Below are 21,761 nucleotides of genomic sequence, written 5' to 3' on the forward strand. Positions count from 1 at the left end.
GTGGGGGGCGTTTTGCATTGTGCGTGGTTCAGTGCTTGGTGTTCATTGCTCTTTCGCGGCTTGAAGGCCGCAGGCCGTGTCGGCCTCCCCAGTATTTTTTGGTCCAGCGATGGCTGGCATTCCGGTAATTCAGTGCACCGTACCCGCTCGCGGGCACAAGCCGCATTGTTGCAGGGCTTGCTGCATGCTGCATACCGAACGGCGACAAGCCACGACCCGGATGCCACCGCGCTGCGCGGCGTTGCGGAACGTCTTCATGACGTTGTGACCCAGGAAGTCGGTCAGCAAAATAACCAGTTGCGTACCCGAAGGCAGTTGTAGCGTTTTCTTCTGATGCGAGGGATCACGGCCGCTGATGTGGTGCGTGATCGAAATGTTGTGTCCCTTAAGCAGATCCGGGATATTTCCCAGACGATCCGCGCCAACCACTACTGCACTGAGTCCTGCCGTCATGATGAACCTCACTGGTCGTTGAGCCTGGATGTAATGATAATGATTCCTATTTTTTAGTCAATTCAAATGAGATCGGTTCTTATTTAATTATTTATATGAGCTTGCTGGAAGGGATAGCGAGATTTGTTCAAGCCCAGGGAACTCGCGGCTCTCCGGCCGGTCAGGGCTCGCGCTTGGCGGATGCTGCGCGCAAAAAAAAGCGCGCCGTCCAGAAGACGCCGCGCTTTTTTGTTGGTGCGAACTAAGGTCTATTTAGGCGCGCCCTGCACTGCTTCGGTCACGACCGCGCGCGTCAGCGACGGCGCCAGCATTTCCAGGAACGTGTAGACGTAGTCGCGCAGGAACACGCCGGACTTCACCCCCACCCGCGTCGTGTGCGTGCCGAACAGATGGCCCACCGGCAGCCCGACCAAGTTGGAATCGCGTCGGGGGTCGTACGCCACGCCGGCAATGATGCCGATGCCCAGGCCCACGTCCACATAGGTCTTGATCACGTCGGCATCGATGGCTTCCAGCACGATGTCGGGGTGGATGCCCTGGTTGGCGAACACCTCGTCGATGGTGCTACGGCCGGTAAACGCGCGGTCATACGTGACGATGGGGTGCTCGGCCAGCTGCGCCAGCGACAGGCGTTTGGCGGCGCTGGATGTCAGCTCGGCCAAGGGGTGATCCGGCCGCACGACAACGGTGTGCTCCCAGGCATAAACGGGCAGCGTGGCCAAGCCCGGCGTCAACGCCAGGGACTCGGTGGCCAGCGCCAGATCGGCTTGTTCGTGCAAGACCATTTCGGCCAACTGCGCGGGGCTGCCCTCGGCCAGGGACAAGTGCACTTTGGGAAACTGCTTGCGGAACGCGGGAATTACGCGCGGCAGCAGATAACGCGCCTGCGTGTGGGTGCAGGCAATGACCAGCCCGCCTTCGTCACGGCGCGCGAACTCGTCGCTGACTTTTTTCAGATTGTCGACTTCGCGCATGATGCGGTCGATAACCTGCGACACCGCCAGGCCCGGCTTGGTCAGGCCCTTGATGCGCTTGCCATGCCGTTCGAAGATCTTGATGCCCAGCTCGTCTTCGAATTCGATGATGGCCTTGGAGACTCCAGGCTGCGAGGTATAGAGCATCCGGGCGGCCTCGGTCAGGTTGAAGTCGCGCCGGATGGTTTCACGCACAAAACGAAATTGCTGGAGGTTCATACATTGGCCCTTAATAGATCGGCCAATTATAAGTAATAAGGACGCCTCATCATATAACTTATTCGTATAAGCTTAGGAGCAAGGCGTCCCCCCTTTCAGCGCATCGAAATGGTGGTGTTCACCGTCTTGGCATGCGCGGACCAGCGCGCCGTGACCGTCTTGGTCTGCGTCCAGAACTGCACCGCCTGCTTGCCGTTGGGGCCCAGGTCGCCCAGCTTGGAACCGCGCGATCCGGTGAAGCTGAACCACGCCACCGGCACGGGGATCGGCACGTTGATGCCCACCTGGCCGACGTCGATATTGTTCTGGAAGTAGCGCGCCGCGCCCCCATCCTGCGTGAACAGCGCCACACCGTTGCCGTTGGGGTTGCGGTTGATGAAGGCGACCGCGTCTTCCAGCGTTTCCACGCCAACGCAGCACAGGACCGGCCCGAAAATTTCTTCGGTGTAGATGGTCATGTTCTCCGAAACGCCGTCAAAAATCGTGGGGCCCACGAAGTTGCCTTCTTCAAAGCCCGACACCTTCAGGTTGCGGCCGTCCAGGAGCAGTTTGGCGCCTTCGTCCACGCCCTTTTGAATCAGGCTTTCCACGCGTTTCTTGGCATTGGGCGACACCAGCGGGCCCAGATCGGCTTCGCGATCGGTGCCCGAATTGACCTTCAGCTTTTTCGAGCGCTCGACAAAATCGGGCAGCCAGTTGCGGGCATCGCCCACCAGCACGGCTACCGACGAGGCCATGCAACGCTGGCCGGCCGCGCCGAAGGCCGCGCCCACCAGCTGGTTCAGCGCCACTTCGGGGTCGGCATCCGGCAGGATCACGCAATGGTTCTTGGCGCCCATCATCGACTGGCAACGCTTGCCGGCGGCAGACGCGCGGTTGTAGATCTCGGTGCCCACGCGGGTGGACCCGATGAACGACACCGCCTTGATGTCCGGGTGTTCGCACAGGCCGTTGGCCGTATCCGGGCCGCCATGCACCACGTTCAGCACGCCCGGGGGCAAGCCGGCTTCCAGCGCCAGCTGCGCCAGGAACAACGAGGACGTCGGGTCCTGTTCAGACGGTTTCAGCACGAAGCTGTTGCCGCACGCCACGGCGATGGGGAACATGAAGCAAGGCAGCATCACCGGAAAGTTGAACGCGGTAATGCCCGCGCACACGCCCAGCGGCTGGATCAGGGTGTAGACGTCGATGCCCGACGCGGCATTTTCGGCGTACTCGCCCAATTGCAGGTTGGCAATCGAGCAGGCGTGTTCGACCACTTCCAGGCCGCGCCCGATCTCGCCTTCGGCGTCGGGCAGCGTCTTGCCGTGTTCACGCGTGATCATCTCGGCAAGCTTGCCGGTGTTGGCGCGCAGCAGTTCCTGAAATTTCAGCATGACGCGCATACGCGTGCCCTGGCCGCTGTTGCGCCAGGTCTTGAAGGCTTCCTTGGCATTGGAGACGGCCAGGTCCAGTTCTTCGCGCGTGGCAAAGGGCACCTTGGCAACGACTTCCTGGGTGGCGGGGTTGATCACGTCACGCCATTCGGTGGATTTGGACTGCACGAGCTTGCCGCCGATCAATAGCGGAACGCGGGGGACTTCACTCATTTGATGCTCCTCACACTGCGTAGTCGATGCGGATGGAATCCGCGTTCATGGATCTTGCAACGCGCCGGCCAGGCAGAGTCAGGGCCGGCGCGCCGGGTTATTTCTTCACCAGCGGGCAGGTCGAATCGGCCAACGGCTGGAAGGCTTCGGCCGCCGGAATGGTGGCCACCAACTTGGAATAGTCCCAGCCGCCCTTGGAATCCGCGGGCTTCTTCACTTCGTACAGGTACATGTCGTGGATCACGCGGCCGTCGGGCCGGATCGATGCGTTGCGCATGATGGGATCCTTGATCGGCATTTCGCGCATCTTGTCGGCCACGACCTTGCCGTCGGTGCTGCCCGCCGCCGCTGTGGCGCGCAGGTAATGCAGCACGCTGGAATACACACCGGCCTGCGTCATCGTCGGCTTCAACCCCCGGAAGGCCTTTTCAAAACGCGTGGACCACTGCCGCGATGCGTCGTCATAGTCCCAATAAAAGCCGTCCACATAGGACAGGCCCTGTGCGCTTTCCAGGCCCAGCGCCCGCAGGTCCGACAAGAAAATCAGCAGCGACACCAGACGCTGCCCGCCCGACACGATGCCGAATTCGCGCGCCTGCTTGACGGCGTTGACGGTGTCCTGTCCGCCGTTGGCCAATGCCACCACCTGCGCCTTCGAGCTTTGCGCCTGCAACAGGTACGAGGCAAAATCCGGCGCGTTCAAGGGATGCCGCACACTGCCGGCCACCGTGCCGCCCAGCGCCTTCACGGCCTTGACCGTGTCGGCTTCCAGCGAATGGCCGAACGCGTAGTCCACCGTGATGAAGTACCAGGATTTGCCGCCCGCCCGCACCGTGGCCTTGGCGCCGCCCGCCGATTGCGAATACGTGTCGAACATCCAGTGAAAGCCCACGGGCGAACATTCCTTGTTGGTCAGCGCCGTCGTGGCGGGGCCCGAGAACATCACCACTTTGTTCTTTTCGCGCGCGATGCCCTGCACCGCCAGCGCCACCGCCGAATTGGTCAGGTCGGCAATGGCCGTCACGCCATCGCGATCAAACCATTCGCGCGCTTTCGCGGCGCCCACGTCCGCCTTGTTCTGGTTGTCGGCCGACACCAGTTCGATCTTCATGCCCTTGCATTCCGCGGCCAGGCAGTCATCGATGGCCAACTGCGCCGCCGCCACCGACCCGGGCCCGCCCATCCCGGCATAGGTGCCGGACATGTCCGTCAGGATGCCGATCTTCACTGGCGGCTTGTCGGCCGCTTGCGCCTGGCTTACCAATATTGCGCCCAGACACAAGCCTGCGGCCAGCCCGCGTGCGTGCAATTTCATGGATTTGTCTCCTGAGTGTTATGCGCTGATTGATAGCGTGATGCCGTCTTTGCGGCCTGCGACTCCCAGGGCAATGCCCCGAGGCCTGCCGGCCCAGTGTAGATGTGTGAAAATCAACAAGCAACACCAGAAATGCACATTCCTTGTGCATTGATGCACAACCAAAAAAAGCCGCCCCACGCCCGTGGGCGCGGGGATCCGGAGATCGAAATCGTGTTGGATTGGGACAGCCTGCGGTACTTCCTGGAGGTAGCCCGCACCCAGCGGGTCAGCGCGGCCGCGCGCAAGCTTGGCGTTGAGCACACCACCGTGTCGCGTCGCATCCGCGCGCTGGAGACCGAGCTGGATACGCTGCTGTTCGAAAAGTCGCGCAGTGCGGGATTCGTGCTGACGGACGACGGCCAGCGCCTTTTCGTCCACGCCGAACAGATGGAAAGCACGGTGCACACCGCGCGCGAAAACTTGTCGGGTATCGGCCAGGCCCTGTCCGGCCATTTGCGTATCGGCGCCACCGAGGGCTTTGGCAGCTATGTGCTGACGCCGCTGGCGGCTGACTTCCAGCGGCGCTATCCCCACATCACCTTGGACATTTTGCCCGTGCCGCGCTTTGTCAGCCTGTCCAAGCGCGAAGCCGATCTGGCGATCACCATTGAACGGCCTCAGCGCGGCCCCTACGTGTGCAGCAAGCTGTGCGACTACACGCTGCGCCTGTATGGCACGCCCGGTTATCTGGCGCGCCACGCCCCCATCGAGACGCGCGCCGACCTGGCGCATCACACCTTCATCGGTTATGTGGACGAACTGCTGTTCAGCGAACGCCTGCGTTACCTGGAAGACATGCTGCCGGCCAGCAACGTGGTGCTGCGCAGCACCAGCGTGGTCGCGCAGTACCACGCCGCGCTACAGGGGCAGTCGCTGGCGGTGCTACCCTGCTTTATTGCCGCGCAGGACCCGCGTTTGAAGCCGGTGTTGCAAACCGATATTGAAATCACGCGATCGTTCTGGATGTATTGCCACGAAGACCTGCGCAAGCTCAAGCGCGTGACGGTGCTGTGGGAATTCATCCGCAAGTCGGTGCTGAAAAACGCCGACTTGCTGGCGGGCAAGCGCGGCACGATGAAGTACCTGCCCTGACGCAAGGCGGGGGCCAATTAGGCCCCCGCTTCGTTGCAGTGTTATCGATGCTCAGGCCGGCTTGGCGTCCTTGGGCGCCTTGACCCGCAGGCGGCGCATCAGCAAAAACACGGTCAGCAACGCCACCGCGCCGTGAATCGCCCACACACCCACGCCGAAGCTGAGCTTGCCGTTGGAAATCCAGGCGCGCGACAGGTTGATCAGGTTCATATACAGCAAGCCGACCAGGCCGGCGATCAACAGATCGCCCGAACGGCCCAGGCGCGGGTTCACCGCCCCTAGCGGAATCGCCAGCAGCGCCAGGTTCAACGCTGCCAAGGGCAACGAAATGCGCCACATCACCTGCGACCAGCTGCTGTTGGTGTTGTCGGCCACCAGCTGCATCGTGGCACGGGCTTTCGACGAGCGCTCGGCTGCGGCACGCGCTTCGCCAATCGGGTCTTCGCCCGCCTTGCTTTCCAGGCGCAGACCATATTTGTTGAAATGCACCAGGCGTATTTCCGGCGTGCCCGGCTTCAGGTCGTAGCGATGGCCTTCGCCCAGCACCAGGAAGCGGTCGCCATTGGGCAGCGTTTCGCTGTGCGCGCTGCTTGCCGTCAAGACGCTCAGCCACTCAGGGCCCGTTTCGCGCGCGAACACGTTGCCCAATTCATCCGTCGGGGTAACCGGGTCTTCAGAGAAAAATACGCGATTGCCGCCCGACGATTCGGCGAACTGCCCCGCCGTGACCTTGGACAGATCCGAGCGCTGCTCGAAGCGTTCGTGGTATTCGCCGATTTGCCGATACGCCCACGGCGCGGCCACCAGCGTCAAGCCCGCCACGGCCAGCGCCACGGGCACCGCAACGCGCAGAACGGGCTTTAACCAGTCGGCCAATGACAAACCGCTGGCAAACCACACCACCATTTCGGATTCGCGGTAATTGCGCGTGACGGTAGTCAGCACGGCAATGAAGATCGACACGGCCAGGATGGTCGGCAAGGCGGTGATCGTGGATAGCGCGGCCAGCACCAGGACGACGTCGGCTCCGATGTTGCCGCCCGCTGCTTCACCCAGCAGGCGCACAAGAAGCACGCTGAGCCACACGATGAGCAACGTGGAAAAGACAACGCCAGCGTGACTGGTGATCTCGCTGACGACAGAGCGTTTAAATAGAGACATGGGAGAATATGCGGGATAATCGACCGCATCATACACAGACGCACACGGGAAACCCTCATGGAATTTAGCACACAGACCACTGCTTCCCTGCACCAGGTTAAAACCGCCGCCCTGGCTGTCGGGGTGTACGCGGACGGCGTGTTGAGCCCCGCCGCGGACATCATCGACCGCGCTTCCAACGGCGCCGTGCGGGCCGTGGTCAAGACCGAGTTCCGCGGCCGCGCCGGCTCCACGCTGACGCTGCGCACCCTGCCCGGGGTGACCGCGCAGCGCGTGGTGCTGGTGGGTCTGGGCAAGCAGGAAGAGTATTCGGCCCGCGCACACGCGTCTGCTGAACAGGCATTTGCCTCGGTCTGCGTGGCCGCGCAATTGACCGAAGGCGTGTCCACGCTGGCCGCCAACCCGATTGCCGACGTCGCCATCATTGCCCGCGCCCGCAGCGCCGCCATCGCGGCCGGCGGCGCCACCTATCATTACGACGCCAGCTTCGGCAAGCCCGACCGCGACGCCCGGCCCAAGCTCAAGAAGATCGTGCAGATCGTCGAGCGCGCCGACGCCGCCCAGGCGCAGAAGGGCCTGCGCGAAGGCGCGGCCATCGCCAACGGCATGGAGCTGACCCGCACACTGGGCAACCTGCCCGGCAACATCTGCACGCCCACCTACCTGGGCGACACGGCCAAGCGCCTGGCGCGCGAATTCAAGTCGCTGAAAGTCGAAGTGCTGGACCGCAAGCAGGTCGAAGCGCTGGGCATGGGCTCGTTCCTGTCGGTGGCTCGCGGCTCGGCCGAAGCGTTGCGCTTCATCGTGTTGCGCCATGCCGGCGCCAAGGCCGCCAAGAAAGGCGCCAAGAACGCCCAAGGCCCGATCGTGCTGGTCGGCAAGGGCATCACGTTCGACGCCGGCGGCATCTCGCTCAAGCCCGCCGCCACCATGGATGAAATGAAGTACGACATGTGCGGCGCAGCCAGCGTGTTGGGCTCGTTCCGCGCCCTGGCCGAACTGGAACTTCCGCTTGACGTCGTCGGCCTGATCCCCGCCTGCGAAAACCTGCCGAGCGGCACGGCCAACAAGCCGGGCGACGTCGTCACCAGCATGGCCGGCCTGACCATCGAAATCCTGAACACCGACGCCGAAGGCCGCCTGGTTCTGTGCGACGCTCTGACCTACGCCGAACGCTTCAAGCCGGCAGCCGTCATCGACATCGCCACGCTGACCGGTGCCTGCGTCGTTGCCCTGGGCAACGTCAACAGCGGCCTGTTCTCCAAGGACGACGCCCTGGCCGACGCCTTGGCGGCTGCCGGCCGCAAGTCGCTGGACACGGCATGGCGCATGCCGATGGACGACGCCTACCAAGATCAGCTGAAGTCCAACTTCGCCGATCTGGCCAACATCGGCGGCCCCCCGGCCGGCGCGGTCACGGCGGCCTGCTTCCTGTCGCGCTTCGCCAAGGCCTACCCGTGGGCGCACCTGGACATCGCCGGCACCGCCTGGCGCGGTGGCAAGGACAAGGGCGCCACGGGCCGCCCCGTGCCGCTGCTGATGCAATACCTGCTGGATCAGGTTTGAAACCTTCGCAACGGAACCGGGCATGACGCGGATCGATTTTGCCTTCGGCGCGCCCGACCGCTTGCGCATGGCCTGCCAGGTCGTGCGCAAGCAATTTTTGGCGGGGCAGCGGCTGGTGGTGTACTGTAAAGACGGCTCGCGGCTGGCCGCTTTCGACCGCATGCTGTGGGCGTTCGACGACACCGCCTTCATCCCGCACGTGCTGGCCAACGACCCGCTGGCGGCTGAAACGCCGGTTGTGCTTACCGCGGGTGACCCGCAGCAGGCCGCCCAGGCGGCCCAGCCCAACCCGGGTGCCGACGCGCCCGGGTTGTGGCTGCTGAATCTGGACGACGACAGCCCGCCGGGTTTCGACACCTTCGAACGCCTGCTTGAAATCGTGTCGGACGACCCTGACGACAAACAGGCCGCCCGCCAGCGCTGGCGCACCTACCAGAACGCGGGCCACACGCCGCAAAGCCACGATCTCAGCCGCCAACAGGCCGGCGGTTGATCCGCCCCATCCGTCCGGTGGGCCCCGCGCCCACCCTGGCAATCTGACATTCGGGAGCCCCCATGCCCTCTCGCCCCAACGACCCCGGCATCCCTACTTTGACCCAACGGGCCGAACCGACGCTGTACGCGCCGCCCGCCCCTGCCGATGAGCCCGACGCGCCGATGCTGACCGAGCTGGCCGACGACGCCGGCGCTGCCGACCCCGATGACGCCTTTCCCTTGCTGACGGACATCGCCGACGACAACGGGCAGGACTGGAACGTGGATGAAGCGCCCGCCGTTCATTCGGCCGCCACGCAGGCTCCCGCTGCCCCCCCGCCTGACGCCTCGGTCCTGACGGCCCGCCTGCAAGCCGAAGTCGAACAGCTGATGCGGCACGCGCTGGCCGACGCCATCGAGCAGATCCAGACGCGCATGGACGCTGAATTACCGGGTATCGTTTCCCGGGTATTGAACGAAGTCCGGCCCGGCTGAAACCGGCGCATTGCCGCAGGTGTAAATCTTCCAAAAACTGGATTCTTCAGGGAACTGTAAGGTATCCTTCCCATCTAAGCTTTCAAGCTATTTTTTTTGGCGCATACAGGAGTTCTCCATGAACGAATATCGTCCGTCCCCTTTTAATCGTTCCGGCGCAGTCGCTGGCGCGCCGGGCGAGGTCGCTCGCAACCAGGTCCTGCGCAACACTTATTGGCTCTTGGCCCTCTCGCTGATCCCCACGGTGCTGGGTGCGGCGGTCGGCATGTACACCGGCATCAACCGCGTCATGGGCGCCAGCCCCGGCCTGTCCGCCATCGTTTTCCTGGTGGGCGCGTTCGGCATGATGTTCGCCATCGAGAAAAACAAGAACAACTCGATGGGCGTGGTGCTGCTGCTTGCCTTCACGTTCTTCATGGGCATCATGCTGTCCCGCCTGTTGGGCTTCGTCATGGGGTTCAGCAACGGCTCGCAGCTGGTCATGACGGCATTCGGCGGCACGGCAATCGTGTTCGGCACGATGGCCACGCTGGCCACGACCATCAAGCGCGATTTGTCCGGGATGCAGAAGTTCCTGTTCATCGGCGCGGTCGTGATCCTGATCGCGGCGCTGGCCAACATCTTCCTGCAATTGCCCGCGCTGATGCTGACCATTTCGGTCATGGCCATCCTGGTGTTCTCGGCCTTCATGCTGGTTGACCTGCAACGCGTGGTCAATGGTGGCGAAACCAACTACGTGTCCGCCACGCTGGCCATCTACCTGGACGTCTACAACGTCTTCTCGAACCTGCTGATGCTGCTGGGCATCTTCGGCGGCAACCGCGAGTAATCGCTTACCGCCAGTCCGGTCCAAAGGCCTACATTCACGTGTAGGCCTTTTTCTTTTGGAGCGCTACCGATGCAAGACCGCCGCCGCTTCCTCCAGACCGCCGCCTGCGCCGCCCTGCTGGGACCCACGGGCGCCGTGCAGGCACTCAGCGTGAAACAAGCCATGCTGACCCGCGCCATTCCTTCGTCCAAAGAGCAGATTCCGGTGATCGGCCTGGGCACGGCAGACACCTTCAACGCGTCGCCCGACGATGCCGCCGCCATGGCGCCGCTGGCGCAGGTGCTGGAGGTGTTCACGAAAGAAGGCGGCACGCTGATCGACACCGCGCCCAGCTACGGCCAGGCCGAGGCTGTGGTCGGCGCGCTGCTGGCCCGCCAGGCTGCCACGGCGCCCCGGTACTTTTTAGCCACGAAGATCGGCGCGCAAGGGCGGGATGCCGCGATGGGCCAGATCCGCGAATCCCAACGGCGGCTGGGGCGCGACAAGCTGGACCTGATCCAGGTGCACAACCTGATCGACACCCGCAACCAACTGGCCCTGCTGCGCGAACTGAAGCAGCAAGGGGTCACCCGCTACATCGGCATCACGCACTACACGGACTATGCCCACGACGAGCTGACCGAACTGGTTGAGCGCGAGAAGCCCGACTTTCTTCAGGTGAACCTGTCCGTGGGCGCGCGCAGCGCCGAAAAGCGCCTGTTGCCGGCCTGCCAGGCCAACGGCGTTGCGGTGCTGATCAACCGGCCCTTCCAGGACGGGGCGCTCTTTCGGCAAGTCAAGGGCCGCCCCCTGCCCGCGTTGGCCGCTGAGATCGCCTGCACCTCGTGGGCACAGATCTTTCTGAAATTCATCATCGGGCATCCGGCCGTCACCGCCGTCATCCCCGCCACGTCCAAGCCCGCCAACATGGCCGACAACGCGCTGGCCGGGTTCGGGCGGCAGCCCGACGCCGCGCTGCGCGAACGCATTGCAGCCCTGCTGGCATAAGGTCATGGCCTGGGCCGGGCTTGAGTCCGCGCGCGCGCGCATCGCGCAGACGCTGGGCATCCACCAAACCGACATCGCCCCGGCGGCCTGCGGCTTCGCGTTCTTTTTCTTTTTGTTCTGCGGCTATTTCATGCTGCGACCTATCCGCGAAACCATGGGGATCCAAGCGGGCGTCAATCAGCTGCAATGGCTGTTCACCGCCACCTTTGTCGCCACGCTGGCGGTCGTGCCGTTGTTTGGCGCCCTGTCCGCCCGCGTCCGGCGCGCCACCTTGCTGACCTGGGTGTACAGCATTTTTGCGTTGACCATGGTGGGCTTCGCGGCGCTGTTGTACCTGCAACCCGGCAGCGTCTGGGCGGCGCGCGCGTTCTACGTGTGGTTGTCGGTGTTCAACCTGTTCGTGGTGTCGATCGCCTGGAGCCTGATGGCGGACGTGTTCCGGATGGACTCCGCCAAACGCCTCTTCGCGTTGATTGCCGCCGGCGCCAGCGCGGGCGGGCTATGCGGCCCGTTGCTGGGCGCCCTGCTGGCCGGCGCGCTGGGCCCGGCGGGCCTGCTGCTGTTATCCGCGCTGCTGCTGACCGCCACGCTGCCGCTCAAACAATGGCTGTTGCGCTGGCGGGCCGCCACACGGCCCGAGACAGGGCTGGACGACATGCAGCGTCCCATTGAAGGCGCGCTGCTGGCCGGCATCCTGCGCATTTTCCAGTCGCGCTATCTGCTTGGCATCTCGCTGCTGGTGGTGTTGCTGGCCACGCTGAACACCTTTCTGTACATGGAACAGGCGCGCCTGGTTGCCGACACCTTTCCCGACACCGCGCAGCGCATCCGCGTGTTCAGCGCGCTGGACGTCACCGTGCAGACGTTGGCGCTGCTGTCGCAGGTGTTCATCACGGGGCGCGTGGCCGCCCGGCTGGGCTTGCGCTTTCTGTTGACGGCGGTGCCGCTGGCGGTGGGGCTGTCGTTCCTGTTCCTTGCCGCGTTTCCGGTCTTCGGCGTCCTGGCCGCCGCGATGGTCCTGCGCCGTGCCGGCGAATATGCGCTTATCCGGCCGGGCCGCGAAATGCTGTTCACGGCGGTGCCTGCTGAAGACAAATACAAAACCAAGAACGTCATCGATACGGTCGTCTACCGGGGCGGCGACGCGGCTAGCGGATGGGTCAAGGCCGGCGTCGACATGCTGGGACATGGTGCGGTGCTGATTGCCCTGTTGGGCGCGGCGGTGGCGCTGGGCGCGGCCGCCGTGGGCTATGGGCTGGGCCAGCGGGCGGATGCCGGGCCTAGGCAAGGCAAAGGGCAAGACAACGACAAGGACGACGACAAAAACCTCAGCCCTTAGGTTTTCTTGAACATCCATGTTATTGAAGCAAACGGATTCTTCGGGCCTGCCGCGCACAATGGCGCAGCTCTCAACGTCCTGGGGAACCGTCATGAAACGCACCGCCCGCCTTGCCGCCCTGTTGCTATCGCTTGCCGCAACCACCGCGCAAGCCGACTATCCCGAACGCGCGATCACGCTGATCGTGCCTGCCGCCGCCGGGGGCAACGCCGACATCACCGCACGCTTGATCGGGCAGGAAATGAGCCGACAGCTGGGCCAACCCGTCGTGGTGGAAAACCGCGTCGGCGCGGGCGGCCGCATCGGCACGCAGGCCGTGGTCCGCGCCCCCGCCGACGGCTACACCATCGGCTACGCGCACGTCGGCACGCTGGTGTTGCATCGTTTCCTGTTCAAGCAGCAGCTTTACAACCTGGACCGCGACGTGACGCCGATTGGTCTGGTGGCCGAAACGCCCAATGTGATCGTCGTCAACGCCGCGTCGCCCTATCGCGACTTGAAGAGCTTTATTGAGGCCAGCCGCGCCCAGCCGGATCGCCTGACCATGACATCCGCCGACCCCGGCACAACCAGTGAAGTTGGCGTCAAGCTGTTCATCGCCCAGACAGGCGCCGCCGTGCGCCAGATCCCGTACAAGGCGACAGCCGCGCAGTTGTCGGATCTGTTGGGCGGCCACGTGGACAGCATGATGGAAAACCTGCCGCCCTTGATCGGCAACTTGAAAGACGGCCGCCTGCGCGCATTGGCCGTCACCACCAAGTCCCGCGCAGCATCCAACCCCGATGTGCCGACGGTGGCCGAACAAGGGTATCCGGCTTACGAGCAATCTGCCTGGAGCGCGCTGATCGCGCCCGCCGGCACGCCCGCCGCCGTGGTCGATCGATTGAACGACGCAATGAACAAGGCACTGCAATCGGACAACGTCGCGAAGGAACTGCGCAGCCGTTCGCAAGAGCCGCTGGGCGGCACGCCGCAAGACGTCCAAACCCAAATTCGCAAGGAGCTGCCCAAATGGGAGAGCATCATCAAGGCCGCCACGCTGGATTGATCGGCGCGCGCCCAGCCACCGGAGCCACCGACATCCCCGGAGCCAAAGCATGGTCCGCGTAAGCCGGGAAGACTTCTCTGTTGCCGCCGCGACCAATGACTCGGCCTACCGCCGCGTCACCGTGCCGGTGCTGCGTATCGAGGCCGGACCAGGCCCCGCCGTGGCCTTGATTGCCGGTGTGCATGGCGATGAATGGGAAGGCCAGGCCGCCATCCTCGACCTGTGGCAGCAACTGCCCGGCATGCTGCAACATGGCACGGTGTACCTGCTGCCGGCTGTCAATGCCGAGGCCTCGCTGGCCGGCACGCGTCTGTCGCCCAGCGACGGCGGCAACCTGAATCGCGCGTTCCTGGGCGCACCGGCGCGCGGCTACACCGAAAGCGTGGCGGCGGCCCTGGAAGCACGGCTGCTGCCCCGCATCCAGGCCATGATCGACGTGCACAGCGGCGGCGCCTCGCTGTGTTACCTGCCGTCGTCGGTGATCACGCGTTATGGCAACGACGCCTATGACGAGCGCCTGCCGGCCCTGGCCCGCGCGTTCGGCTTTCCCGACTGTGTGTTTTTTCGCGGCAACGAGGCAGGTTCAATGCCCGCCTCCGCCAGCCGCCACGGCGTGCTGCGCCTAAGCGCCGAAATCGGCGGGGGCAGGCAGACTCGCGGCGCCCTGGTTGACGGCTGCCGGGATGGCTTGCTGGGCTGCCTTGTCGAACTGGGGCTATTGCCCAACCACCCTGTTCCGGCCAATCGGGACATCCGCCTCTATGACCTGGACGCGCCGGCCGCCACGCTGCGCGCGGGCGCACCGGGCGTGTTCGTGCCCGGCGTCGACCTGGGGCAGGCGGTGACGGCGGACCAGATGATCGGCCGCCTGGTCGAACCCGCGCGCCCGGATGTTCCCGCAAGGCCGCTGTACGCGCCGCAAGCCGGCACGGTGGTTTGCCTGCGCGCCATCGCGCGCAGCGACGACGGCGACTGCCTGCTGCAAGTGGCCCCCGCCCTACCCCTGGACTCCCTAGCGTCAAAATACTGACTATGCAGATGAACCCAAGATTGACCCACCTGCGCTGCATCCGCTGCGCCAGCCTGTGGGCACCCGGCGACTACGCCGAAGGCTGCCCTAGCTGCCTTGCCGCCAGCCGCCCCGCCACGCTGGAATGCCGCTACGACGACGCGGAAAGCGGCAACGCCATGCCATTGCCCGTGCTTCAAGCGGTGACCTTGGGCGAAGGCGATACGCCTTGCCTGGAAGCGTCCGACCTTGCCGACGCCGAAGGTGTCGGCAAGCTGTGGCTTAAGTGCGAGAGCGCCAACCCCACCGGCAGCCACAAGGACCGCATGGCGGCCCAGTTGATATCGCGGGCCGTGCTGGCCGGCGCGACGCGGGTGGCGGCGGCTTCCAGCGGTAACGCCGGGGTGTCGATTGCGGCCTACTGCGCCGCCGCCGGCTTGCAGGCGGATATTGCCATCACCCAGAACTGCCCGCCCTTGCAGCGCGAAGCCATGGAACGCTTCGGCGCCCGCCTTCGTGCGTTCGAGGACAGCCTGGCTCGCTGGCCCTACGTCGAGGACCTGTGCCGCAATCACGGCGCGTTCGCGGGCACCAATTATCTGAATCCGCCCGTCGGCACGCACCCCTATGGCGTCGAAGGCTACAAGCCCATCGCCACCGAAATCCTGAACGTTTGCGCCACACCCACCGACATCATCGTGCCCACCGCGCGAGGCGATCTGCTGTGGGGCATCTTGCTGGGCTGGCAGCATTTGCTGCAAAGCGGGCGCATCGCGCGCCTGCCTCGCCTGCACGCCGTCGAGCCCTATGCACGCCTGTCGCGTGCTCGCGCCACGGGCGATGCGCGCGGCCTGTGGGAAGGCGCCACCCAGCAATATTCCATCGCGGGCGGCACCTGCACCTTGCAATCGCTGGAAGCCTTGGCCCGCTCGGGCGGCACCCCGGTGGAAGTGTCCGATACCGCTGCCGCCGCCGCGCAGCACCGGCTTGAGCGCCGGGGCATCAGCACCGAACTGTCATCCGCCGCGGCATTGGCGGCGGTGTCCCAGCTACGTCGTTCAGGCGTACTGGACGCTGAATCGTCAGTGGTGTTGATGTTGACGTCGGACGGGCGCCGGGGCTGACGGCACGCAGTGGCCGGATTGACCTTGGGCCGCTACGGAGCAGGAGGCATCGGCCAAGCGCCCAGGCCGACTTGCCGGGCGACCCCGACGTCAAATCAAACGCCGAACCGATCCACCAGCGGGGCCAGCGCGCCGCGCAGGCAGGTAGCCCAGAACTTCCCGGCCTCGGACAAGGGCCGGCTGCCATGCAGGATCATGTGGCATTCAAAATGCACGGGTGCCGTCAGCGGGCGATAACACAGGCCCGCGGCTTCCATGCCCACGGCCGTGGCGGGGTTGGCGATGCCGACCCCATGCCCGGCCAACGCCAATTGGCAGACGGTGCTGGAATACGGGGTTTCAATCGCCACCTTCAGGCTGTGGCCGGCTTGCCGCAACAGCGTATCCAGGCGCTTGCGCGAGCCGTCCTCGGCGTTCAATGCAATCACATCGACATCGGCCAGCTGGGCAACGTCCACCTGTTCCAGGCGCGCCAGCGCGTGCCCGGCGGGAAACACCGCCACCGCGCGCAAGCTGGCCAGCCGATGGCCGCGCAGGCCTTCCAGTTCGGATTCGTCCGCCACCACCGCCAGGTCCAGCTCGCCTGATACCACCATGTCGCGCAAGGTATTGGAGTCGCGGATTTGCAGGTACAGCGGCGTGTCCGGGTAGCGGGTACGAAAGCGTGAGATCGACTCGCTGACGATCGCCCCGCCGTAGGCATGGATGCAGCCGATGCGCAGCCGGGGCTGCGCGGCGCCGCGTATGGCCCGGATCTTGCGGCCCAGGCTTTCCAGGCCGACATTCAGGCGGCGGATTTCTTCGTACAGCAAGGTGGCTTCGGGCGTGCGCTGCATGCGCTGGCGCACGCGTTCGAACAGGCGCAGTTCAATGCTGGCTTCCAGCGCGGCCAAGGTGGCGCTGACCGTCGCGGGCGACACATCCAACCGCCGGGCGGCAGCCGTCACGCTTTCCGTTTCATAGACGGTGCGAAAGGTCTCGACCTGTTTTAGCGTGAAGGTCATGGTGGCGCGCCGCGCGCTAGATGCGTTGCAGGTCCATCAGGACGCGGCGGGTCGACAACGGGCGGCCGGCTAGGATCTCGGCCAGGCGTTCGCGCAGGTCGCGCCGCAACGCGGGTTCGATTGTGGTGTCGTCGAAATCCGGCGCTTGTTCGTCCACGCCATAACCCGTTTCGCGCAGCAGCGTCCATTCAAAGCGGCGCAGCGCGCCGGCGGCACGGGTACCGTTGGACAGCTGCTGCAACGCCATGTCGTAGGCGTCGAACAGCAAGGGGTGGGCGTCTTCGCGTGGCAGCAAGCGCAGCAGTAGCTCGTTCATGTACCAGGCGGACATCAGCGCGGTGCCGGTCAACGGCCGGATGCCCGCGATTTCGGCACGCGTCAGTGTCTTGACTTCGCCATTGCCGGTCCAGGACAGCAGCAAGGGCTGAAAGGCCGACAACACGGGACGCAGTACCGAATAAGGGCGCTTGGCGCCCTTGGCGACCATGGCGACACAGCCATGGTCGCGGGAGAAAGTCTGAACAATAAGGGAGGTTTCACGCCACGCGGTGGCGTGCAACATAAAACCCGGGCGGTCCTGGACGCGAGGCGCCCGTCTACTCATAACCCAGATCGCGGAGCGCACCCTCGCGGTCGGACCAGCCCTTGCGCACCTTGATATAGACCTCCAGGTGCACGGGCTTGTCCAGCAGCTTGGCGATGTCTTGCCGCGCCTCCGTGGCGATGCGCTTCATGTGCATGCCGCCCGCGCCTAGCAAGATGGGCTTGTGGCTGTCGCGTTCGACCACCACGCAGGCATTGATGCTGGCGCCCTTGGCGGTTTCTTCCCATTGTTCGATGACAACGGTACAGCCGTAGGGCAGTTCGTCGCCCACCAGGCGGAAGATCTTCTCGCGTACCAGTTCGGCGGCGATGAAGCGCATGGGGCGGTCGGTCAGGGTGTCTTCTTCGAACATCGCCTCGCCTTCCGGCAGGCGCGTGGCGATTTCTTCCAGCAACTGGTCCAGCTGCTGCTTCTTGGTGGCGCTGACGGGCACCACGGCGCCAAAGGGGTGCAGCGCCATGATCTTGGAGACGAACGCGAACAGGTCGTCGCGATTCTTCATTTGGTCGATCTTGGAGACGACCAGAATGGTGCGTTCCGGGTTCGGCAACAGCGGCAACAGCTTCGCATCGCCTTCGGACCATTTGCCGGCTTCCACCACGTGCACCACCACGTCGACGTCGGCCAGGGCCTGCGTCACCACGCGGTTCATCATGCGGTTCATGGCGCCGCCATGACGCGTCTGGAAACCCGGGGTATCAACGAAAACGAACTGTTCGTGCTCGCGAGTCAGCACGCCGTGGATACGGTGGCGCGTAGTCTGCGCCTTGCGCGACACGATGGAAATCTTGGAACCGATCAGGGCATTGGTCAGCGTGGACTTGCCCACATTGGGACGGCCAACGATGGCAACAAAGCCGGTACGAAAAGGGGTATCGCTCATTTAGTCTCTTGAGCCACTGCCACGGGCAGCGACAATTGCGCGGTTTTGCGCGCCTTGCCCGACTTGCGGGCAGCCTTGGTGGCGGGGCTGATAGCCAGCGCAGCCTCCAAAGCCAGCTTGGCCGCCGATTGCTCGGCGGCGCGGCGGCTGGCGCCGGGCGCCGTAACCTTGATCTCGAGCGCCGGGATGGCGCACTCGACTTCGAACTGCTGGCTGTGGGCCGCGCCATGCGTGGCCACCACCGTGTACAGGGGCAGCGCCAGCTTGCGGCCTTGCAGGAATTCCTGCAGCAAGGTCTTGGCGTCCTTGCCCAGCGTTTTAGGGTCAACCGAGGCCAGCACCGGTTGGTACTGGCGCACGATCACGCGGCGCGCGGCGTCAAAGCCCGCGTCCAGGAAGACGGCGCCAAACAGCGCCTCGACCGTGTCCGCAAGAATCGATGGCCGGCGGAACCCGCCGCTTTTCAATTCGCCTTCGCCCAGCCGCAGATACTGCGACAGTTCCAGGCGTTGGGCGATGTCCGCCAGCGAGGCCTGCTTGACCAGGTTGGCCCGCAGCCGCGACAGATCGCCTTCGTCGATTTTGGAATAGCGTTCAAACAGCATCGCCGCCACGACGAAGTTCAGCACGGAATCCCCAAGGAATTCCAAGCGCTCGTTGTGGCGCGCACCGTGACTGCGATGCGTCAGTGCCTGTTCAAGCAAGGCTGGATCACCGAAGTGGTGATCCAGGCGGTTTTCTAGCGTGGCTAGCGACATAATCAGTTGAACCGGCCGATGCGGCTGAGATCGCTGAAATTCATCCAGATGAAGAACGCGCGTCCGACGATATTGGCTTCAGGTACGAAGCCCCAATAACGGCTGTCCGCGCTGTTGTCCCGATTATCGCCCATGGCGAAATAACTGCCTTCGGGTACTTTGCAGCGTACCCCATTGCGGCTGTATTGGCAGTTTTCACGGTGAGGAAATTGCCACATGGGCGAATAATCCTGTGGCTTGTTCTCATCTAGCAGGATCTTGTGCTCAACGTTGCCCAACTTCTCTTTATATTGCGCGATATACGACACACGATCCGGTTCGAAGTAGTCGCCGTCGCGAACGTGAGGCACCAGCGTGCCGTTCACATACAGTTTTTTGTCCAGATAAGCGATCTCGTCGCCGGGCAGGCCGACCACGCGCTTGATGTAGTCCACGTCCGGATCCACGGGATAACGGAACACGAAAACATCGCCGCGCTGGGGCTTGCCGATGTCCACGACCTTCTTGTCGATCACGGGCAGACGCAAGCCATAGCTGAACTTGTTCACCAGGATCAGGTCGCCGGACTGCAGCGTCGGCAGCATCGAGCCCGACGGAATCCGGAACGGCTCCACCACGAACGAACGCAGCATGAACACGAACAGGATGACGGGAAAAAAGCTGACGGCGTATTCAACCCACCAGGGCACGCGGCGCGCCACGTCACCGGCTTCGCGGCGCAGGCGTTCGGCTTCCTGGGCGTCCCCGATCAGGGCCGCATCGTACTGCGCCATTGCCGCTTGGGCCCGCGCTTCACGGCCACGCCGCAGCACTGCCAGATCAAGCACCCAGATAATGCCGGTCAAGACCAGCAGAACAAACAGGATCAGGGCAAAGTTCCAACTCATCAGCTAACCGCCTTCTTTTGGTTCTACTTGTCTTCCACTTGCAGGATGGCCAGGAACGCCTCCTGCGGAATCTCAACGCTACCCACCTGCTTCATGCGCTTCTTGCCGGCCTTCTGCTTTTCAAGCAGCTTCTTCTTGCGCGAGATGTCGCCGCCATAGCACTTGGCCAGCACGTTCTTGCGCAACGCCTTGACGTTTTCGCGGGCGATGATTTCGGCGCCGATCGCGGCCTGGATCACTACGTCGAACATCTGGCGCGGAATCAGCCCGCGCATGCGGGTCACGACGTCGCGGGCGCGATGGCGCGCGTTGCTGCGGTGGACGATCACGGCCAGCGCGTCGACGCGGTCGTTGTTGATCAGCAGGTCCACACGCACGACGTCGGCCGAACGGTATTCCAGGAATTCGTAGTCCATCGAGGCGTAGCCGCGCGACACCGACTTCAGCTTGTCGAAGAAATCCAGCACGATTTCGGCCAGCGGAATCTCGTACACCAGGTGCACCTGGCGGCCGTGGTAGCTCATGTTGACCTGCGAACCGCGCTTGTTATTGCACAGCGTCATCACGGGCCCGACATAGTCCTGCGGCATGAACAGCGTGACCTTCACGATGGGTTCGCGAATGTCCTGGATCTTGCCCACTTCGGGCATGCGCGACGGGCTTTCCACGGTAATCACGGAGCCATCGCGCTGCTCGACTTCATACACCACCGACGGCGCGGTCGTGATGATGTCCATGTCGAATTCGCGTTCCAGGCGCTCTTGCACGATTTCCATGTGCAGCAGGCCCAGGAAGCCGCAGCGGAAGCCAAAGCCCAGCGCTTGCGAGACTTCGGGTTCGAACATCAGCGCGGCGTCGTTCAGCTTGAGCTTGTCGAGCGAATCACGCAGCTGGTCGTATTCAGAGCTTTCGACCGGATACAGCCCGGCGAACACCTGGGGCTTCACTTCCTTGAAACCGGGCAGCGCGGACGGCGCGGGCTTGTTGGCCAGCGTGACCGTGTCGCCGACCTTGGCGTCTTCCAGCTGCTTGATGCCGGCGATGATGAAGCCGACCTCGCCCGCCGACAGATGCGGGCGCTGCTGCGACTTCGGCGTGAACACACCGGTCTGCTCGCACAGGTGGGTGGCGCCGGACGCCATCAGCAGGATCTTGTCCTTGGGCTTGAGCACGCCATTGATGATGCGCACCAGCATGACCACGCCCACGTAGTTATCGAACCACGAGTCGATAATCAGCGCTTGCAACGGCGCTTCCGGGTCGCCCTTGGGCGCCGGCACGCGGGCCACGATGGTTTCCAGAATTTCGTCAATGCCCATGCCCGTCTTGGCGCTGGCCAGCACAGCTTCCGATGCATCGATGCCGATGACGTCTTCCACTTCCTGGCGCGCGCCCTCGGGGTCGGCCTGGGGCAAGTCCATCTTGTTCAGGACGGGCACCACTTCCACGCCCAGTTCGATGGCCGTGTAGCAGTTGGCGACCGTTTGCGCTTCCACGCCTTGCGACGCATCCACCACCAGCAGCGCGCCTTCGCATGCCGACAGCGAGCGGCTGACTTCGTACGAGAAGTCCACGTGCCCCGGGGTGTCGATCAGGTTCAGGTTGTAGACCTTGCCGTCGTTCGCCTTGTAATGCAGGGCGGCGGTCTGGGCCTTGATGGTAATGCCGCGCTCGCGTTCGATTTCCATGGAATCGAGCACCTGCGCCGACATTTCGCGATCCGCCAATCCGCCGCAGCGCTGGATCAAGCGATCGGCCAAGGTCGATTTGCCATGATCGATGTGGGCAATGATGGAGAAGTTGCGAATATGCTGCATGCTTGAAATTATAAGGGACGGAACACTCGGCAATAAGCCGGAAGACGCCGCCGCCTGCGAGGACACGGCTGACGAGAGGGGCGCTGACGGGA

At 64.0% G+C, this 21,761-nt stretch carries 21 protein-coding genes; 10 read left to right on the forward strand and 11 right to left on the reverse strand.

The window, feature by feature from the left end; all coding sequences use genetic code 11:
• Positions 1–129: 129 nt before the first annotated feature.
• The 4 genes from ACNPP0_RS09220 to ACNPP0_RS09235 form a co-directional block, all read right to left on the reverse strand.
• Complete coding sequence (locus tag ACNPP0_RS09220) at positions 130–453, reverse strand: DUF2325 domain-containing protein (protein ID WP_035212827.1); 324 nt, start codon at positions 451–453, stop codon at positions 130–132.
• 248 nt (positions 454–701) lie between these two features.
• Positions 702–1,646 (reverse strand): CysB family HTH-type transcriptional regulator, encoded by a 945-nt coding sequence (locus tag ACNPP0_RS09225; protein WP_006218069.1) that lies wholly within the window; start codon positions 1,644–1,646, stop codon positions 702–704.
• Positions 1,647–1,741: 95 nt separating this feature from the next.
• On the reverse strand, positions 1,742–3,235 hold the full coding sequence (locus ACNPP0_RS09230) for a CoA-acylating methylmalonate-semialdehyde dehydrogenase (protein ID WP_448705679.1): 1,494 nt from the start codon (positions 3,233–3,235) through the stop codon (positions 1,742–1,744).
• A 97-nt stretch (positions 3,236–3,332) separates the two neighbouring features.
• Positions 3,333–4,550, reverse strand: coding sequence for an ABC transporter substrate-binding protein (locus ACNPP0_RS09235; RefSeq protein ID WP_448705680.1), 1,218 nt, complete (start codon positions 4,548–4,550; stop codon positions 3,333–3,335).
• A 213-nt stretch (positions 4,551–4,763) separates the two neighbouring features.
• Between ACNPP0_RS09235 and ACNPP0_RS09240 the strand changes: the two genes are divergently transcribed.
• Positions 4,764–5,684, forward strand: a complete 921-nt coding sequence (locus ACNPP0_RS09240) for a LysR family transcriptional regulator (protein ID WP_448705681.1) — start codon at positions 4,764–4,766, stop codon at positions 5,682–5,684.
• A gap of 51 nt (positions 5,685–5,735) precedes the next feature.
• Here the strand turns inward: ACNPP0_RS09240 and lptF are convergent, their stop codons facing one another.
• Complete coding sequence (gene lptF / locus ACNPP0_RS09245; RefSeq protein WP_448705682.1) at positions 5,736–6,845, reverse strand: LPS export ABC transporter permease LptF; 1,110 nt, start codon at positions 6,843–6,845, stop codon at positions 5,736–5,738.
• Between the two features lie 57 nt (positions 6,846–6,902).
• Between lptF and ACNPP0_RS09250 the strand changes: the two genes are divergently transcribed.
• The 9 genes from ACNPP0_RS09250 (at position 6,903) to ACNPP0_RS09290 (ending at position 15,716) form a co-directional block, all read left to right on the forward strand.
• Positions 6,903–8,411 (forward strand): leucyl aminopeptidase, encoded by a 1,509-nt coding sequence (locus tag ACNPP0_RS09250; protein WP_046802617.1) that lies wholly within the window; start codon positions 6,903–6,905, stop codon positions 8,409–8,411.
• Between the two features lie 22 nt (positions 8,412–8,433).
• Complete coding sequence (locus ACNPP0_RS09255) at positions 8,434–8,904, forward strand: DNA polymerase III subunit chi (RefSeq protein ID WP_332610645.1); 471 nt, start codon at positions 8,434–8,436, stop codon at positions 8,902–8,904.
• Between the two features lie 62 nt (positions 8,905–8,966).
• Positions 8,967–9,380 (forward strand): hypothetical protein, encoded by a 414-nt coding sequence (locus ACNPP0_RS09260; protein ID WP_448705683.1) that lies wholly within the window; start codon positions 8,967–8,969, stop codon positions 9,378–9,380.
• 118 nt (positions 9,381–9,498) lie between these two features.
• The gene (locus ACNPP0_RS09265; protein WP_006218060.1) at positions 9,499–10,209 is read left to right on the forward strand and encodes a Bax inhibitor-1/YccA family protein; all 711 of its coding nucleotides are present in this window, start codon (positions 9,499–9,501) and stop codon (positions 10,207–10,209) included.
• A gap of 69 nt (positions 10,210–10,278) precedes the next feature.
• Positions 10,279–11,196: an aldo/keto reductase gene (locus ACNPP0_RS09270; RefSeq protein WP_448705684.1), complete on the forward strand. Its 918-nt coding sequence runs from the start codon at positions 10,279–10,281 to the stop codon at positions 11,194–11,196.
• Between the two features lie 4 nt (positions 11,197–11,200).
• A complete protein-coding gene (locus ACNPP0_RS09275) occupies positions 11,201–12,535 on the forward strand; it encodes an NTP/NDP exchange transporter (protein ID WP_448705685.1) in 1,335 nt (444 codons plus the stop codon).
• A 91-nt stretch (positions 12,536–12,626) separates the two neighbouring features.
• Entirely contained in the window at positions 12,627–13,583 is a 957-nt protein-coding gene (locus ACNPP0_RS09280; RefSeq protein ID WP_448705686.1) for a Bug family tripartite tricarboxylate transporter substrate binding protein, read from the forward strand.
• A 49-nt stretch (positions 13,584–13,632) separates the two neighbouring features.
• Positions 13,633–14,613: a M14 family metallopeptidase gene (locus ACNPP0_RS09285; protein ID WP_332610652.1), complete on the forward strand. Its 981-nt coding sequence runs from the start codon at positions 13,633–13,635 to the stop codon at positions 14,611–14,613.
• 2 nt (positions 14,614–14,615) lie between these two features.
• A complete protein-coding gene (locus ACNPP0_RS09290) occupies positions 14,616–15,716 on the forward strand; it encodes a pyridoxal-phosphate dependent enzyme (RefSeq protein WP_448705687.1) in 1,101 nt (366 codons plus the stop codon).
• A gap of 95 nt (positions 15,717–15,811) precedes the next feature.
• Here the strand turns inward: ACNPP0_RS09290 and ACNPP0_RS09295 are convergent, their stop codons facing one another.
• From ACNPP0_RS09295 to lepA, 6 genes are read right to left on the reverse strand one after another with little or no spacing between them, the layout of a single operon-like run.
• Positions 15,812–16,720, reverse strand: a complete 909-nt coding sequence (locus ACNPP0_RS09295; RefSeq protein ID WP_448705688.1) for a LysR family transcriptional regulator — start codon at positions 16,718–16,720, stop codon at positions 15,812–15,814.
• Positions 16,721–16,736: 16 nt separating this feature from the next.
• Positions 16,737–17,324 (reverse strand): DNA repair protein RecO, encoded by a 588-nt coding sequence (recO, locus tag ACNPP0_RS09300; protein WP_046802609.1) that lies wholly within the window; start codon positions 17,322–17,324, stop codon positions 16,737–16,739.
• A complete protein-coding gene (gene era / locus ACNPP0_RS09305; RefSeq protein ID WP_046802608.1) occupies positions 17,317–18,207 on the reverse strand; it encodes a GTPase Era in 891 nt (296 codons plus the stop codon). The genes recO and era overlap by 8 nt, the downstream gene beginning before the upstream one ends.
• On the reverse strand, positions 18,204–18,965 hold the full coding sequence (rnc, locus tag ACNPP0_RS09310) for a ribonuclease III (protein WP_006218051.1): 762 nt from the start codon (positions 18,963–18,965) through the stop codon (positions 18,204–18,206). Before rnc ends, era begins: the two co-directional genes overlap by 4 nt.
• A 2-nt stretch (positions 18,966–18,967) precedes the next feature.
• Positions 18,968–19,852, reverse strand: coding sequence for a signal peptidase I (gene lepB, locus ACNPP0_RS09315; protein WP_448705689.1), 885 nt, complete (start codon positions 19,850–19,852; stop codon positions 18,968–18,970).
• A gap of 23 nt (positions 19,853–19,875) precedes the next feature.
• Positions 19,876–21,669, reverse strand: coding sequence for a translation elongation factor 4 (lepA, locus tag ACNPP0_RS09320; RefSeq protein ID WP_175129663.1), 1,794 nt, complete (start codon positions 21,667–21,669; stop codon positions 19,876–19,878).
• Positions 21,670–21,761 lie beyond the last annotated feature (92 nt).

It is taken from the genome of Achromobacter semiaridum, from assembly GCF_053543755.1.